Source organism: Methylopila henanensis, assembly GCF_042681025.1.
Classification (GTDB): Bacteria; Pseudomonadota; Alphaproteobacteria; order Rhizobiales; family Methylopilaceae; genus Methylopila; species Methylopila henanensis.
In genome coordinates this window covers 68,967-83,674 of record NZ_JBHUER010000005.1, presented here as the reverse complement: position 1 = coordinate 83,674, position 14,708 = coordinate 68,967, and the positions used below count along the sequence as shown (strand labels likewise).

Below are 14,708 nucleotides of genomic sequence, written 5' to 3'. Positions count from 1 at the left end.
ACGACAGTGCAGGACAAGAGAGCCGACTACACGCAAACGAATCGGTCGCCCGCTCCCACGATCCAGCCGGACCGGAGCGAACGCTTCCAGCTGGTGCAGCTCGTGGCGGGACGGGAGACGTCCTGGGCCGTGATCAGCCGCCGCTCCGGCGCGATCGTCGAGTTCGACGACCGCCTGCTCATGCGCATGAGCCACAAGGACGCCCAGATGCAGATGCTCTGGATGGAGATCCGGCCGCCGCTGCCCTGCGAGACGCCCCGCGCCGTCCGCTCCGCGCGTCCGCGGTGACGGCGCGCCACAAGCGAGCAGGCCTCTCGATCGGCTTGAGCGCCGTCCTGACATCTGCTGACTGAATAGGTGGTAATGCGGATTTTCTTTCCTTTATTAAGGCGCACGCTCCCTTGTCAAAAATAGAGGGAGGCGACCATGCGTATTATGCTTTCATTTTTGTGCGCGACTGCAGCATTCCTACTCTCGGCGAATTCGATCGCCCTGTCCGCCGAACGCGACCGGCCGGTCAACAAAGGCGCCTTAGGAACGGAGACGTCTAAGCCTCGGTCCTCGGAGATCGCGGCGATATCGGCCCCTCAGCCCAATCCGACTGAGCTGGTCTACACGCCGATCACACCATGCCGCGCGTTCTCGAACGCCGCCACTATGACGGCGACTCAGACCAAGTCTTACCAGATCGCGGGGGCGAGCGATTTCAGCACGCAAGGAGGCCCCGCCGTCGGATGCGGCATCCCCGCTTCGGCCAAGGCTGTGGCGATCAACCTCACCGCAAACGGACCGACGGGCACCGGCTTCCTCCGGGCGTTCGCCTCCGACACGCCGCGGCCGGCCACGGCGGTCCTCAACTACCGATCCGGAGCCAGCATCACCGGCGCCGCGACCGTGGCGCTCGGCGCCACCGGCCAGTTGTCAATCTATGCGAGCGCAGCCACCAAGGTTGTCGGCGACGTCACCGGCTACTATGCGCCGCAAATTCAGGTGTACATGAATTACGATGGCACCGCCTACGCCGGAACCACCCGTATTCTCGCCACCTCCAAAATCGCAACAGGAAGCTACAAGATCGACGTCGACCGCAATCTTCAGCTCTGTTCAGTTCACGTCAATATTGATGGCGGCTACTACTATGCATCGGCGTATCCTTCGGGATCGAGCGTCTATGTCTCGACATGGTCGTTGTCCGGCGGAACGGCGACGCCGGTCGACCTCTACCACAATGTCTCGGTCCATTGCTGACGACCCGGCGCCAAACCGTGAACCAGCTATAGCGGCGACGCGGACGAAGCGGCCCGGCCTTCGCTTCGTCTCCGGAGTCCGAACCATGACGCGCCGGGCGGGGCCTCAGGCGCCCAGCCCGACCGTCCCTGTCGTCGCCGACCGCGCCGCCGCGATCGGGTCTTGCGCCTGCGACGGCGGGGCGGCGCGCCCGCGCGGACCACGCAGCGCGTCGGCCACGAGCGCCACGGCGAACAGCAGCTGCAGCGGCTGACCGAGCGCCGCCAGTCCGCCCGCGAAGGCGCCCGCGCCCGCGAGCGACAGGATGCCCCCCGCCCCCGCGCCGCCGCAGCAGCCGAGCAGCGCGGTGTGGGCGCCGATGATCGAGGCCAGCACGCCGCCGCCGCCGACGCCCGCGGCGGTCGGCCGGGCGCAGGCCGTCCGCCGACTGCGGTTGAACGCGAAGGCCGCGCCGAGGGCCATCGCCAGCATGACGGCCCCGACCGTGACCTCGTACATGGCCGCGATCAGCTCCCCGCTGGTGACGTTGAGGCTGAGCGCCGGCGCCCGCCAGAGCGCGCCGAGGTCGCCGCCGGCGGCCGCGACCGAGAGCGCCTCGGTCGGCAGATATCCCGACGGCGCGAACATCCCGAAGGTCTTGAACGCCAGCGCTGCGTAGACGAGGTAGGGCAGCGCAAGCGCCGCGAAGGCGACGACGACTCCAGCAGCGACATGCCGCATGATCAGCTTCCTCCGCGATGAGGGAGCGCCGCCGCCTGACCGGCGGCGGCCCTCCGGATCAGACCTTCTCCTGGGTGAAGTCGACCCGCGGCGGGAAGAACTGCACGATGTCCTTGGCGGGGATGGCGTGCAGCATCTCGATCTTGCCGTCCTGGACCTTGCTCATCTTGAAGTCGATGATCGCCTTGTGGTCCTGGGCGCGGATGGTCTTCGCGCCTTGGGGGTGGGCGAGCGATTCCTCGACGCTCATGCCTTCGAGCGCGAGGATGACCTCTGGCGTGTCCTTCTTGGTCTTCCAGCCGCTTTTCTCGACCGCCTCCTTGATGAAGAACACGGCCTCCCAGGTCGCCCAGTAGTGGCTGCCGGCGATGATGCGGCTCGAGCCCTCCTCCTGGCCGTTCACCGGGTCGACCTTCATCAGCTCACGAATCTTGCGATTGTATTCGGTGTCCTGGTGCTTGAGCTGGCGCGGCAGGTACTCGAGCAGATGCGCGCCTTCCGAGGCGCCGCCGAGGTCGGCCGGCGAGATCGCCTCATGGCCGCAGACGACAGAGTAGAGCTTCGTGCGCTTGTTCACGCCCATCGAGTTGGCCTGGGTGTAGAACGCCACCGACTGCGAGCCGAAGAACAGCGAGTACAGAACCTCGGTGTTGTCCGGGATCTTGGCGAGGTACGGCAGCATGTCCTTGGCGTCGAGCGGCACCGCGATCGGCGGGTTCACGGTCGCGCCAATGCTCTCCAGCACCTTCTTGTGCTCGTTGAAGTGGCTCCAGCCCCAGCCGTAGTCGGCGAAGACGAAAGTCCAGGTCTTTCCGAGCTGCTCGGCGGCCCATTTCGCGCCCGCCGCGGCCTGCGAATAGGTGTCGGAGCCGGTGCGGAAGACGTAGCGGTTGCCGGCCGAGCCGGTCATCTCCTCGGCCATGCCGTTCGGGATGTAGAGCGTCTTCAGCTCCTTCGCGATCGGGCAGGTGGCGAGGTTCACGCCCGACTGCACCGCGCCGATCACGAAATCGGCCTTGGAGCGCTGCACCAGCGAGCGGAACTTGCGGGCGCCGCTGGGCGGATTGCTCTCGGAGTCCTCGACCACATACTTGATCTCGCGCCCGGCGATCCCGCCATTGGCGTTGATGTGGTCCACCGCGGCCTTGGCCGACTTGTCGAGCCAGTAGCCCCAGGAGGAGATGCCGCCCGTGAGGTCAGCCTGATGGCCGATGACGATCGGGTCCGAGCTCGAGGCGGCGGACGCGATCCCGCTCATCAGGTGGAGCGTCGGAACCGACGCGCCGCCGGCGAGCGCGAGCTGGAGAAAACTGCGACGCGACGTGGTCATGGCTTGTGTCCTTCGTCTCCGGAAACCGCTCTCAGCGCAGGGCCACGCCGAGATAGCGATGCACGATGTCCTGATCGTTCTTCAGGGCCTCCGCCGGCCCCTCGAAGCAGATCTCGCCCTTCTCCATGATGTAGATGCGATCGCAAATCTCGATCGCGCTCTTGATGTTCTGCTCCACGAGAAGGATGGAGATGCCGCTCTTGTTGATGTCTTTGATCTGACGGCGGATTTGGGCGACGAGCTTCGGCATGATGCCTTCCGTCGGCTCGTCGAAGAGGATCATCTTCGGGTTCATCACCAGGCAGCGGGCGATGGCGAGCTGCTGCTGCTCGCCTCCCGACAGCGTTCCAGCGAGCTGCGTCAGGCGCTCCTTCAGGCGCGGGAAGCGCTCGAAGATGTCGCCGAGCTCGGTGACGCTCGGATCCTTGGCGAGGCCGAGGCAGAGGTTCTCGTAGACCGTCAGCTTCGGAAACAGCCGCCGCCCCTGCGGGACGATGCCGAGACCGAGCGGCGCGACCTTGAACGGCTCCACGCCGTCGAGCGGCTTGCCGTCGAAGGTGACGGAGCCCGTCGCCGAGGGCATCAGCCGCATGATCGCGCGCATCGTCGTGGTCTTGCCGACGCCGTTGCGGCCGAGAAGCCCGACGGCCTCGCCGGGCTTCACATGGAGGTTCACCCCCCGCAACACGTGGCTCTTGCCGTAATGGGCGTGGAGGCCCTCAACCTTCAGCATCTTCGTCCTCCGGCACGCCCAGATAGACGTCCTGCACGCGCGGGTCGGCCGCGATCTCGGCCGGCGTGCCCTGGCGCAGAACCGCGCCCTGGTTCATCACGGTGATCGTGTCGGCGATGTCGAAGACGACTTCCATGTCGTGCTCGATCAGCACCACGTCGACGGTCTTCGACAGCTCCCGCACGGTCGCGACCGTGCGGTCGGTCTCCTCCGGGCTCATGCCGGCGACCGGCTCGTCCAGCAGCAGCAGGCGCGGCTCGGTCGCGAGCGCGATCGCGATCTCCAGCAGGGCCTGATCGCCATAGGACAGGTTGCCGGCGAGCGCGTCGCGGTGCCGGGCGACGCCCGCGCGCTCCATGACCTCGTCGACCTTCCGCGCGGTGGCGGCGTAGCTGTGGGCGGGGCGGAAAGGATTGAGGAAGCGGGACCGGCTCTGCGCCGCGATCCAGACGTTCTCGTAGACCGAAAGCCCGTTGAAGACGCTCTTGACCTGCAGCGTGCGCGCCATGCCGAGCCGGCTGATCCGGTGGGTCGGCAGGCCCGCGATGTCGTGGCCGAGGAACCGGACCGAGCCCTTGTCCGCCCGGAGGAAGCCCGAGATCAGGTTGAAGAAGGTGGTCTTGCCCGCGCCGTTCGGGCCGATGATCGCGTGCAGTTCGCCGCCGGGCAGCACGAGGTCGACGCCGTTGACCGCGACGAGGCCCCCGAAGGACTTGGTCAGGCCGGAGATTTCCATCACAGGGGGCATCGGCCTCACTCGCTCTGCGCAGGGGCGGAAGAGGGCCGGCGGAGCCGCCGCGCGGCGCTCTCCATCAGCCCGGCGAAGCCGCGGGGGGCGAAGGTGACCATCAGGATGACGATCACGCCGAGCGCCATCAGATAGTGTTCCCAGATCGACGAAATCTCTTCGCGCAGCACGATCAGCGCGGCGGTCCCGAGCAGGGGCCCGAACAGGGTCCCGGCGCCGCCGACGATGGTCCAGATCACGCCCTCGCCGGACACGGTCCAGTACATGTACTGAGCGGAGGCGTAGCGGGAGAACAGGGCGAACAGCGCGCCGCCCATCCCGGCGAGGAAGCCGGCCATGACGAAGGCGGCGTAGCGCAGCCAGAAGGCGTCGAGCCCGATCAGCCCCGCCCGGCCGGCGTTCTCGCGCACCGCCTTCAGGCCGTAGCCGAAGGGGCTGCGGAGCACGACCCACATCGCGAGGTAGCACAGGCCCACGAAGAACAGGATGAACAGGTACTGGACCGTCGAGTCGAACAGATCGAGCTCGAGGCCGCCCATGGCGAAGAACGGCGGCAGGCTGAGCGACAGGCCGTCGTCGCCGCCGGTCAGGTCCTTGGCGCCGATCGTCAGCAGATAGAGGATCAGACCGAAGACGATCGTGATGATGCTGAAGTAGTGCCAGGTGAGGCGGACCGCGAACACGCCCGCCACCGCCGCCATCGCCGTCGCAGCGACCACCCCGAGGCTCATCGAGCCCCAGAAGCCGAGCCCGAAATGCTGCAGGCCGAAGGCGACGCCATAGGCCCCGACGCCGAAATAGAGCGCCTGGCCGAACGACAGCAGGCCGCCATAGCCGTAGAGCAGGTTCACGCTGGCGGCGAACAGGCTCCAGATCAGGATCTCGGCGGCGATGTCGACCCAGTAGTCCTCGACCATCAGCGGCAGCCAGAACGGCACGGCGGCGGTCGCGAGCAGGACGAGCGCGAGCAGCGCGATCCTGCGGGCGGAGAGACGGTCCGAACTCATCGTAGGGCCCTGTTGCGTATCATGCGGACGGCGCCGCCCCACAGCCCTTCGGGCATGAAGCGGACGAGCACGAGCAGCAGAACCCCGACCAGGATCATGAACTGCTCGAAGAAACGGGAAAGATGTTCCGCCGCGAGATAGTAGACGGCGGCGCCCACGAACGGCCCGACCAGCGTCCCGAGCCCGCCGAGAGCGGCCATGACCATGGCGCGGGCGGAATAGGTCCAGTCGAAGAACTCGAGATTGCTGTAGCGGGACAGCATCAGGTAGAGCACGCCGGCGAACCCGGCGAAGCCCGCCGACGCCACGAACATCAGCCAGCGCAGCAGCCGCACGTCGTAGCCGAGCAGCGCGGCCTTGGCCTCGTTCTCGCGCACCGCCTTCATGGCGAGGCCGAAGGGCGAGCGGATCAGCAGCAGCGCCAGCAGGCAGGCCGCGAACACCAGGGCCGTGGTGGCGAGAAAGGCCGACATCTCGTCGGCGTAGTCGATCGTCGCCGCGCCGAGCGGCAGCGCCGGCGCCTCCGGCAGCGAGCGGGTGACGTAAGGGCCGGCGATCCAGCGCCAGTGGCCGGAGGCGAGCACGGTCGAGACCAGCACCGACAGGATGACGGTCACGATCAGCGTGTGGTGCTGCCGCACCCGGGTCGCGACGAAGCCGGTCGGCGCGGCGAAGGCGAGCGCGGCGGCGACGCCGGCCGCGACCGGCGCCCAGCCCGTCAGCCCGTAGCCGAAGACGGCGAGATTGTAGCCCCAGCAGCCTGCGCCGAAATAGAGCGCCTGCGCGAAGGAGAGCATGCCGCCGACGCCGAACACCAGCGAGACCGACAGCGCGAACACGCCCCAGACCAGGATCTCCGCCAGGAAGGTGCGCTGGAAGTCCTCGAGCCACACGCCGTAGGCGACGACCCCGAGGAAGGCCGCGGCGAGGCCGCCGAAGGCCCAGGCCGTGGAGGTGAACGGAGCCTGCGCCATCGCCGCTTCCCGCCCGCCGCTCAACGACGCGCCGGGGCGAAGATGCCGTTCGGCCGCACCAGCAGCACGACGCTCATGGCGACCAGCGACACGATGCGGGCGGTGGTGGGCTCGGCGACCGAGGTGATCAGCCCCTCCATGACCGCGAGCAGCACGGCGGCGGCGGCCGTGCCCGGCAGGTTGCCGAGGCCGCCGATGATCACCGCGATGAAGCAGAGCGGCAGCACGTCGAGGCCGAGCCGGAACTCGACCGAGGTGATCGGCGCCGCGACCACGCCGCCCAGCATGGCGAGGGCCGCGCCGATGCCGAAGGTGAACATGAAGATGCGGTCCGCCGGCACGCCCATGGCGATCGCCATCTCGCGGTCCTGCCGCACCGCCCGCATCCAGGTGCCGAGCTTGGTGCGCTTGAGGAACAGGAAGAAGCCGGCGATGGCGAGCGCGGCGATCAGCGCCGCCAGCAGGCGATAGGCCTCGTACTGGAAGCCGAAGATCTCGATCGTCACTCCGAGCGGGTCCATCAGCCGCTTGGGCGTGGTGCCGAAGGTGGCGCGCACGCCTTCCTGAAGGATGAGCGAGAGGCCGAAGGACGCCACGATCGACAGCGCCGGCGAATTCTCGACCGGGCGCATGATCCCGCGCTCGATCAGGCAGCCGGCGGCGAAGCCGATCAGCGGCACCAGCACGAAGGCGATCCAGAAGTTCCCGGTGACGTCGACCGTGGTCCACGCCAGCACCGCCCCGATCATGAACAGATCGCCATGGGCGACGTTGATGAAGTCCAGAAGACCGAAGATGATCGACAGCCCGAGCGCGATCAGAGCGATGATCAAGCCCCATGCGAGCCCGTTCAGCAGCAGAACGCCGATCAGATCGTACACGATGACTGCACCTCTCCGACGGAGCCTCAGGCTTGATCAGCCGATGCTCATCAAATGGGCAGAAAATTTTCTGCCTCTTGTTTCGTCAGGGGACCGGAAAAGCTCTCCCGGCACAACAGTCCAAAACGTCAATCGGCTGTGCATTTTTGCGCATGCGAAGGCGGCCCGAAGCAAAAAGGCCGCCGCGGAACGCGGCGGCCTTTCGGACGCGGACGTGGAGGAGCTTGGGCTTTCAGGCGTCGAGCGGCGGCGCCTCGACGACCTGCTCCGGCCCCTGGAAGGAGATCGGCCGGTTTGCGGTGCGGTCGAGCGTGAATCCGAACACGTCGAAGCGGTTGTAGTAGCCCACGAGGTCGTGGAGGCGCTTCGGCTCGACCGCGACCGCGGTGTCGATCTCCGCGGTCACGAGCCCCTCCTCCTGCGACAGCGTCTCGCTGATGACGACGCCGTTCGGGTCGAGGATTAGCGAGACCGAGGGCGCCGCCTCCTCGAGCGCCGCAAGCGCCTTCTGCCCCAGCGGTTCGAACGCCTTGCGCGCGCTTGCGTCGTAGAAGCCCGAGGACACGATGTTGAAGGCCTTCGCCTCGAAGGAATGGGCCCCGGCGCGGATGCGGATGGCCTGTTCCAGATCGTAATTGGCGTTGGAGCCGAGCGGCTTGGTGGGGAACACCGGCGGATAGGTCGAGATGTGGACCTGCTCGCCCTGCGCCATCAGCGAGAACCGGGCCAGCGGATTGGTGTTCTCGCCGCAGATCAGCATGCCGATTCGGCCGAGTTCCGTCTCGGAGACGCGCAGGCCCGAACCGTCGCCATGGGCCCAGACAAGCTTCTCGTAGAAGGTCGGCATCAGCTTGCGGTGGTGGTTCAGGATGGCGCCGTCGGGGCCGATCAGCACGTTCGAGTTCCACATGCACCCGACGCTCGCCGAGGTCCCCTCGGTGAAGCCGATCGAGACGTAGACGCCATTGTCCCGCGCGGCGGCGCGCAGGCGGGCCATCTCCGGGCCGTCGAGGCGGATCGCCTGGGCGGCGAGCTCGCAGAAGAAGCCGTTGCTGTCGGTCGGCGCGACGACCCCGGCCCAGAGCGGGAAGCCCGGCACGTAGCTTTCGGGGAAGGCGATCAGGGCCACGCCGTCTCGCGCGGCCTCGGCGATGACCGAGCAGGCCTTGTCGACGGACTTCGCCGTGTCGTGAAACACCGGAGCGAGGTGGGCCGCGGCCGCCTTGAACTTCGGATATGAGGTCATCTGCGCGAAAACTCCCGGTTCGCCGCCAAGCATCGCGCCGATGCTGCGGGGGCGCGGGCGCGCAGGAAACGCGGAAACGCTGCAAAGGCGTGTGCGGCGATCCCCGCCCCGGCGCGCGACAAGCCTGTCCCGCGCCGCTATCATCGGCGGCGATGACGCTCCGGCCCGGAGCCGCCACGGACGCCGCGCGTGTTCAACTGGAACGACCTCGTCTACTTCCTCGAACTCGCCCGCCGCGGTCGCCTGATGCCCGCCGCTCGCCGGCTCAAGGTCGACCACACCACCGTTAGCCGGCGCATCTTCGAGCTCGAAAAGAGCCTTTCGGTCAAGCTGTTCGACCGCAAGCCGAACGGCTTCCTGCTAACCGAGAAGGGCCACCAGCTGTTCGCGATCGCCGAGCGGATCGAGCAGGACACGCTCGCGATCAACGAGACGGTGAGCGCCGCGCCGAGCGCGCCGACCGGCCGCGTGCGCGTCGCGACCATGGAGGGCATCGGCGCGTTCTATCTGGCGGAACGTTTCGCGCAGCTCGCCATCGACGAGCCGGGGCTGCTGGTGGAGCTCGTCACCGAGCGCCACCTGATCAATCTCACCAAGCGGGAGGCCGACGTCTCCGTCTCGTTCGTGCCGCTCGCCGGCCAGCGTTTGACCGTGCGCAAGGTCGGAACGTTCCGCCTCGCGCTCTACGCCGCGCGCAGCTACATCGAGCGCCATGGCGCGCCGAAGACGCGCGCCGAGCTGAACGACCACGCCTTCGTGGATTTCGTCGAGGATCTGGTGGCGATCGGCCCGGTGCACTGGCTGGCCGACGTGCTGGAGCCGAGCACCGTCGCCTTCCGTTCGACCTCGCTGCACGGGCAGCAATATGCGGTGGCGGCCGGGGCCGGGATCGGCCTCCTGCCGCTGTTCTGCGCGAAGACCCGGACCGATCTGGTGCCGCTGCTCGTTGACGAGGTGGTGGTCAGCCGCGACGTCTATCTGAGCGTGCATGAAGATCTGGAATACACCGCGCGCGTGCGCGCCGTGACCAAGCGGGTCGCCGACATGTTCCGCCAGGACGAGGCGTATCTGAACAGCATCGAGAACGCGTGACGGGCGCAAGCGCCCTGGCCCGCGTCCAGGGACCTCCTGATCCCCGATCCGCCCTGAGAAGCGGTGTTGCGCGTGCGGCGGGACGGGCCGGCGGCCGAATCCCGCCATGATGAGTCAAGGAGCGCGCAAAACAGATGCGCCGTCCTCACAAGTATCTTCGCGCCAGGACCGTCCTGTTGCGCCCCTCGGCCTTCGCCTGATACAGGGCCGAATCGGCGGATTTCAGCAGATCTTCGACGGAATTTCTCTTATGCGGAGACGTCGCCGAGCCGATGCTGACCGTCGCCTGCACCTGAACATGGCTGTCGATGTGGATCACGTTCGTTTCGATCAGCGATCGGATGCGCTCGGCCACGGCGAGAGCCTCCCGCTTCGAACACTGGGGCAGGAAGACCGCGAACTCCTCGCCGCCCAGCCTGCCCACAATGTCCTGGCTTCGCACGGCTTCTTTTATCAGATCAGCGACAGTCGCCAGGACCTTGTCGCCCACCGGATGGCCATAGGTGTCGTTGATCGCCTTGAAATGATCGATATCCAGCATCAGCAGGCTTGCCGGCTTGGCGGGCCCGGGCTCTCCGCCCTGCAAGGCGGCTGACCTTTCGAAGAACGCGCGCCGGGTGAGCGCGCGGGTCAGATAATCCTCGGTGGCGACGCGCTCCAGTTCCCGCGCCAGACGTTCCCGCTCTTCCCCCAGAAGGTACGTTTCGTGCACGTCGGTGCTTGTGCCAAACCAGCGCGTGATCCGCCCGTGCTCATCGCGCATTGGGAGCGCCATGACGCGCAACCAACGGTACTCGCCGGAGCGGTGGCGGAAACGGTAATCGATGTCATAGGGAACGCCGGTGCGCCTCGCATAGTCCCAAGCCTCGGAGACCATCGGCCAGTGGTCGCTGTACACGAGCGTTTTCCAGGTATCTTCAGTGATGTCCTGTGGCTGAACTCCTGTAAACTCGCTCCATCGCGCAGAAAAATAGTCGTGGCGACCTTCCGCGTCACAGCTCCATACGATCTGCGGCAGCGTCTCGGTCAAGGTCTGGAACTGGAAACGGCTTTCGGCGAGCGCCGACGCCGTCTCCATTTGATCCGTGACGTCGATCACGACGCCGAGGAGCCGCGACACCGCGCCAGTCTCGTCACACACCGGCCGAGCCGACGTGATCACCCAGCGAAGGTGCGCGCCGTCGGCCACCACGCGATATCGGCAGCGGTAGACAGCCCGTGTTTCGATCGCCTTGTTCAAGGCGTCGCTTACGCGCTGCAGGTCTTCGGGATGGATCGCGGCCATGAAATGGCTGTCGGAGATGCCGGCCTCGCATGCCTCGGGCGAGAGGCCGTAAGTCCGCGCGACGTTGGCGTCGGCGATGGTCGTGCGACTCTGGACGTCGAGAGTCCAGATCCCGACCATCCCCGAACCTTCGAGCGCAAGGCGGAGGCGCTGTTCCGACTCGGTGAGCCTGCGTATCCGCTCGGTCAGGGCTTCGACTTCGGAAGCCGTCCCTGAGCTCGGCTCGTGGAGCTCGTCATTCATCCCTCGCCGCCTTTCAAGCCGCATGGCGGCTGTCCTTGCGGTTGAACCTGTTCCAAGGCCGCAGGATCAGGCTGCCGGCCGGCCGTAAAGTTTCGGTTTCATTTTACCTTGCCTCTATCGTAAAACGCGCCGAAACGTTACCGGAACAGGGCAAGCCGCGAACCTGCGACGCGCGGCTGGTCGGTGCGACCCTATGCGCCCGCCAAGAAAAACATTTACCTCCGCCTCCATTTTCTCTGTCTGATCTCGCAAGTTGTCGGAGGGCCATCCTCCAGAATTCCCCTCCATTCCTCTGCGAGCGTTCTCGTCAGTCCGAGCAGCAGGCGATTTTCATGCTCCACAACTTCGCCTGTGCTTTTCAGAAGCACGGCCCACGATGTGGGCCGCTGGGCGTTGAGCTGCACGACATAGAAGCGCATGGGCCAATCCCTTGGACGATCAACCGATGAACGCATGACACCCTGAATGCACCTCTGGTTGCATCGTCTCGAGAAATTTTCAACTAATTGATTAGGCGGAGAGAGTTGGCCAGCTCTCCTGCACGACGCAGCGGCGACCGAGAGGGACCTTCCGCGGCCCCTCGGGAGGCCCAGATATTCTCGGCGCCCCGGCTCTCGATCTCCGCGACCGCGGCGCGCGCGCGAGTTGCAGGCGTTCGCCGATCGTCGCGAGCGCGTCCTGCGCCGCGGCTGTGTCCTTCCCGCTCCGCTGGAGGTCGCGAACGACAAAACCCTGGCGCGTGCGCTCGCGTTCGAGATCGAGATCGTAGACAAGACATCGCGCGATCGCTCGGCGGCGATTGAAGGCGGTCATGGCGTCTTCCACGGCGCTTCCCCGCGGTTGCAGGCGAGAGCAGCGTGGTCTCTGTCGTTGGCGCCTTGTTACTGAATTTCCAGCGATAATTTCCACTATCTGGCCAGCGTGGATAGTTTGAGCCTTGAGCAAAAGTCCGTCTGATCTTTCCGATCATTCGATACTGTACGATTTCGTCCGTTGAACTATCACAGTCCGCATCTTACGTGCCGTCTATCGTCGACATCAGGCATTTTCGAGCGTCGACGGCTGAGAGACGCGAAACGCTCCCGCTCATAATCTTGCGGGAGAGCTCTATGAGCACGCTTCAGCAGTTTGTCACAGCGGCCGCGGTTATCGCCGGGACGAGTTCCGATGATCTCGGGCCAGCGTTGGCCACGCTCGACGCGTTCGTCGGCGGCTTTGAGGACGGAGCGCGCAGGAACGCGCTGACGTCCGCCAGGGAGGGCCTGGCGAGCATTCAGCTCGACGGCTCCACGAACGAGGCGCTGGTTCGCGAGATCGAATTCCGGATCTCGCGGTCGCCGCCGATGTCCTAGAGCGACCTCACCTGCACGACCCATTGGACCGGAGGCCACATGACGGAAGCTCCCTCGAAGAAGACGGTCAAGGACGACGCGAAGGGCGCCATGGCCCCCTCGCAAGGCGACAGCCGGAACAACGGCATGGACAGCGCCAACCCGACCGGGGACCGCGACGCCACGCGCAAGCCGGACGACCATTCCTCGCCGCGACGGCCGCAGACGACCCGCCCCGGCGCTCCCAAGGAAGGATCGACCTGAGCGTCAGCTCGTCCGCGTCACCGCGGGAAGCAGGTCCGGGGCTGAACGGAGCGTTTGAAAGCGCCCGATCTGTTTATTCGTTGTGCAACTTTCCCGACGAATGAGCGTTTTCTTCGCACATTCATTATGGAGGTTCGCATGGCTTGGGATCGCGTGGAAGGCAACTGGAAGCAGGTCAAAGGTACGATCAAGGAGAAGTGGGGCAAGCTCACCGATGACGACCTCGACGTCATCAATGGAAAGCGCGAGCAGCTCGAAGGCAAGATTCAGGAGCGCTACGGCGTCGAGAAAGCCAAGGCGAAAGCCGAAGTCGACACGTGGTTCTCCGACTACGACCGCCGCCATTGAGACTGCAGGAGCCGGGGAGACCCGGCTCCCTTTTTTATGTCCGCGCTTCGAGCAGATCTTCGCGGCGGGCGATGAAGCAGATCATGAGATGAAACCAATGATCTGAACCGGTCGCGCCGCTTTCGCAAATCCCAGGTTTCCGAGGCTTAAGACAATGTCAAACGTCGACACGGCCCGATCCGTGGAGGTCGCCGCCGCAGCGGCCCGATCGCACGTCGACTGGGCCGCAATATTCGCAGGCACGGTGATCGCGGCCGGGCTATCGATCGTGCTCACCACCTTCGCCGGCGCCTTGGGCCTCAGTTCGATATCGGCCGAACAAGGCGAGAGCGTCAGCTTTGTCGGCCTCATCCTGACGGGCCTCTTCACCGCGCTCTCGACCGTGGCGGTGTACATGCTCGGGGGCTACGTGGCGGGACGGCTTCGCGCCAATGATCCCGGCGTCACGGCCGAAGAGGCCGGCACGCGTGACGGCCTCCACGGGCTGGTCGTCTGGGGAGTCGGGATCATCGTCGCCGGCGCGTTCGCTCTGTCCGCGGCGAGCGGAACGGCGCGGCTCGCGGCGGGCGCCGCCGCGACCGGCGTTCAGGCCGCGGGGTCCGTCATCGGCGGCGTGGCGCAAGGGGCCGGACAGGTCGCAGGCGGCGCGATCAGCGGCGTCGGCCAGGCGGCGGGCGGCGCCGCGCAGGCGGCCGGCCCGAGCCTGGAGGAAATGCTGCCGCAAGGGCTGCGGGCCAACCCGATCGATTACCTTACGGAGAGCCTTCTTCGCGCCGATGGTGGGGCGGGAAACGGCCAGCCGCAGGATCCAGCCGCCGCTGAACGCCGGATCGCAGGGATTCTGGCGAACGTCGTGCGGACGGGCGAGATTTCGGACGCCGATCGCGCCGCGATCCGCGACGTCGCGGTGGCGCGGACAGGCCTGCCCCCTGAGCAGGTGGACGCCCGCGTCAACGAAGGCGTCGAAAAGGCCAAGGCGTTGCGCGCCGAGGCGCAGAAGAAGCTCGACGACGTGAAGGCCCAGGCGGAACGGCTTCGTTCCGAAGCCGAGGCTCGCGCGCAGCAGGCCAAGGACGAGGCGCTTGAGGCCGCGGAGAAGGCGCGGGTCGCGGCCGTCCTGACGGCGTTCCTGCTCGCAGCCTCCGCGCTCGTCGCAGGCGCGGCGGCCTTCATCGGCGCCGTACTGTGCGGCAAGCACCGCGACGAGCGCACGATCTGGCGCGGCCTCTCCTATCGCCCTCGATCCTAGGCTGCGCCC

At 66.5% G+C, this 14,708-nt stretch carries 17 protein-coding genes; 8 read left to right on the top strand and 9 right to left on the bottom strand.

Annotated features, from left to right (window positions below):
• Positions 1–6: 6 nt before the first annotated feature.
• Together ACFSCV_RS08795 and ACFSCV_RS08790 are read left to right on the top strand one after the other, a co-directional pair.
• A complete protein-coding gene (locus tag ACFSCV_RS08795; RefSeq protein WP_378799004.1) occupies positions 7–288 on the top strand; it encodes a hypothetical protein in 282 nt (93 codons plus the stop codon).
• Between the two features lie 138 nt (positions 289–426).
• Positions 427–1,248, top strand: coding sequence for a hypothetical protein (locus tag ACFSCV_RS08790; protein ID WP_378799002.1), 822 nt, complete (start codon positions 427–429; stop codon positions 1,246–1,248).
• Between the two features lie 105 nt (positions 1,249–1,353).
• Here ACFSCV_RS08790 and ACFSCV_RS08785 read toward each other — a convergent pair whose 3' ends face one another.
• The 8 genes from ACFSCV_RS08785 to ACFSCV_RS08750 form a co-directional block, all read right to left on the bottom strand.
• Positions 1,354–1,968, bottom strand: a complete 615-nt coding sequence (locus ACFSCV_RS08785; protein ID WP_378799000.1) for a hypothetical protein — start codon at positions 1,966–1,968, stop codon at positions 1,354–1,356.
• A 58-nt stretch (positions 1,969–2,026) separates the two neighbouring features.
• A complete protein-coding gene (locus tag ACFSCV_RS08780; protein WP_378798998.1) occupies positions 2,027–3,298 on the bottom strand; it encodes an ABC transporter substrate-binding protein in 1,272 nt (423 codons plus the stop codon).
• 31 nt (positions 3,299–3,329) lie between these two features.
• Positions 3,330–4,031: an ABC transporter ATP-binding protein gene (locus tag ACFSCV_RS08775; protein ID WP_378798996.1), complete on the bottom strand. Its 702-nt coding sequence runs from the start codon at positions 4,029–4,031 to the stop codon at positions 3,330–3,332.
• Positions 4,018–4,779, bottom strand: a complete 762-nt coding sequence (locus ACFSCV_RS08770) for an ABC transporter ATP-binding protein (RefSeq protein ID WP_378798994.1) — start codon at positions 4,777–4,779, stop codon at positions 4,018–4,020. Before ACFSCV_RS08770 ends, ACFSCV_RS08775 begins: the two co-directional genes overlap by 14 nt.
• 5 nt (positions 4,780–4,784) lie before the next feature.
• Complete coding sequence (locus ACFSCV_RS08765) at positions 4,785–5,786, bottom strand: branched-chain amino acid ABC transporter permease (RefSeq protein WP_378798992.1); 1,002 nt, start codon at positions 5,784–5,786, stop codon at positions 4,785–4,787.
• Positions 5,783–6,760, bottom strand: a complete 978-nt coding sequence (locus ACFSCV_RS08760; RefSeq protein ID WP_378798990.1) for a branched-chain amino acid ABC transporter permease — start codon at positions 6,758–6,760, stop codon at positions 5,783–5,785. The genes ACFSCV_RS08765 and ACFSCV_RS08760 overlap by 4 nt, the downstream gene beginning before the upstream one ends.
• A 20-nt stretch (positions 6,761–6,780) precedes the next feature.
• Positions 6,781–7,641 (bottom strand): branched-chain amino acid ABC transporter permease, encoded by an 861-nt coding sequence (locus tag ACFSCV_RS08755; protein ID WP_378798988.1) that lies wholly within the window; start codon positions 7,639–7,641, stop codon positions 6,781–6,783.
• Positions 7,642–7,873: 232 nt separating this feature from the next.
• The gene (locus ACFSCV_RS08750) at positions 7,874–8,887 is read right to left on the bottom strand and encodes a carbon-nitrogen hydrolase family protein (RefSeq protein WP_378798986.1); all 1,014 of its coding nucleotides are present in this window, start codon (positions 8,885–8,887) and stop codon (positions 7,874–7,876) included.
• Positions 8,888–9,076: 189 nt separating this feature from the next.
• On the opposite strand from ACFSCV_RS08750, the gene ACFSCV_RS08745 reads away from it, so the two are divergent.
• Positions 9,077–9,979, top strand: coding sequence for a LysR family transcriptional regulator (locus ACFSCV_RS08745; RefSeq protein WP_378798984.1), 903 nt, complete (start codon positions 9,077–9,079; stop codon positions 9,977–9,979).
• A 145-nt stretch (positions 9,980–10,124) separates the two neighbouring features.
• Here the strand turns inward: ACFSCV_RS08745 and ACFSCV_RS08740 are convergent, their stop codons facing one another.
• On the bottom strand, positions 10,125–11,507 hold the full coding sequence (locus ACFSCV_RS08740) for a sensor domain-containing diguanylate cyclase (RefSeq protein ID WP_378798982.1): 1,383 nt from the start codon (positions 11,505–11,507) through the stop codon (positions 10,125–10,127).
• Positions 11,508–12,152: 645 nt separating this feature from the next.
• On the opposite strand from ACFSCV_RS08740, the gene ACFSCV_RS08735 reads away from it, so the two are divergent.
• The 5 genes from ACFSCV_RS08735 (at position 12,153) to ACFSCV_RS08715 (ending at position 14,699) form a co-directional block, all read left to right on the top strand.
• Positions 12,153–12,395: a hypothetical protein gene (locus ACFSCV_RS08735; protein WP_378798980.1), complete on the top strand. Its 243-nt coding sequence runs from the start codon at positions 12,153–12,155 to the stop codon at positions 12,393–12,395.
• A gap of 221 nt (positions 12,396–12,616) precedes the next feature.
• Positions 12,617–12,859, top strand: a complete 243-nt coding sequence (locus ACFSCV_RS08730) for a hypothetical protein (protein WP_378798978.1) — start codon at positions 12,617–12,619, stop codon at positions 12,857–12,859.
• A gap of 39 nt (positions 12,860–12,898) precedes the next feature.
• Positions 12,899–13,102 (top strand): hypothetical protein, encoded by a 204-nt coding sequence (locus ACFSCV_RS08725; RefSeq protein ID WP_378798976.1) that lies wholly within the window; start codon positions 12,899–12,901, stop codon positions 13,100–13,102.
• A 138-nt stretch (positions 13,103–13,240) separates the two neighbouring features.
• On the top strand, positions 13,241–13,450 hold the full coding sequence (locus ACFSCV_RS08720) for a CsbD family protein (RefSeq protein ID WP_378798974.1): 210 nt from the start codon (positions 13,241–13,243) through the stop codon (positions 13,448–13,450).
• A 154-nt stretch (positions 13,451–13,604) separates the two neighbouring features.
• The gene (locus ACFSCV_RS08715; RefSeq protein WP_378798972.1) at positions 13,605–14,699 is read left to right on the top strand and encodes a hypothetical protein; all 1,095 of its coding nucleotides are present in this window, start codon (positions 13,605–13,607) and stop codon (positions 14,697–14,699) included.
• Positions 14,700–14,708: the final 9 nt, after the last annotated feature.

Bases quoted from the DNA above. Each gene is read 5' to 3' on its own strand.
- ACFSCV_RS08790 (WP_378799002.1), top strand. From the start codon at position 427: ATGCGTATTATGCTTTCATTTTTGTGCGCGACTGCAGCATTCCTACTC.
- ACFSCV_RS08785 (WP_378799000.1), bottom strand. From the start codon at position 1,968: ATGCGGCATGTCGCTGCTGGAGTCGTCGTCGCCTTCGCGGCGCTTGCG.
- ACFSCV_RS08780 (WP_378798998.1), bottom strand. From the start codon at position 3,298: ATGACCACGTCGCGTCGCAGTTTTCTCCAGCTCGCGCTCGCCGGCGGC.
- ACFSCV_RS08775 (WP_378798996.1), bottom strand. From the start codon at position 4,031: ATGCTGAAGGTTGAGGGCCTCCACGCCCATTACGGCAAGAGCCACGTG.
- ACFSCV_RS08770 (WP_378798994.1), bottom strand. From the start codon at position 4,779: ATGCCCCCTGTGATGGAAATCTCCGGCCTGACCAAGTCCTTCGGGGGC.
- ACFSCV_RS08765 (WP_378798992.1), bottom strand. From the start codon at position 5,786: ATGAGTTCGGACCGTCTCTCCGCCCGCAGGATCGCGCTGCTCGCGCTC.
- ACFSCV_RS08760 (WP_378798990.1), bottom strand. From the start codon at position 6,760: ATGGCGCAGGCTCCGTTCACCTCCACGGCCTGGGCCTTCGGCGGCCTC.
- ACFSCV_RS08750 (WP_378798986.1), bottom strand. From the start codon at position 8,887: ATGACCTCATATCCGAAGTTCAAGGCGGCCGCGGCCCACCTCGCTCCG.
- ACFSCV_RS08740 (WP_378798982.1), bottom strand. From the start codon at position 11,507: ATGAATGACGAGCTCCACGAGCCGAGCTCAGGGACGGCTTCCGAAGTC.
- ACFSCV_RS08730 (WP_378798978.1), top strand. From the start codon at position 12,617: ATGAGCACGCTTCAGCAGTTTGTCACAGCGGCCGCGGTTATCGCCGGG.
- ACFSCV_RS08725 (WP_378798976.1), top strand. From the start codon at position 12,899: ATGACGGAAGCTCCCTCGAAGAAGACGGTCAAGGACGACGCGAAGGGC.
- ACFSCV_RS08720 (WP_378798974.1), top strand. From the start codon at position 13,241: ATGGCTTGGGATCGCGTGGAAGGCAACTGGAAGCAGGTCAAAGGTACG.
- ACFSCV_RS08715 (WP_378798972.1), top strand. From the start codon at position 13,605: ATGTCAAACGTCGACACGGCCCGATCCGTGGAGGTCGCCGCCGCAGCG.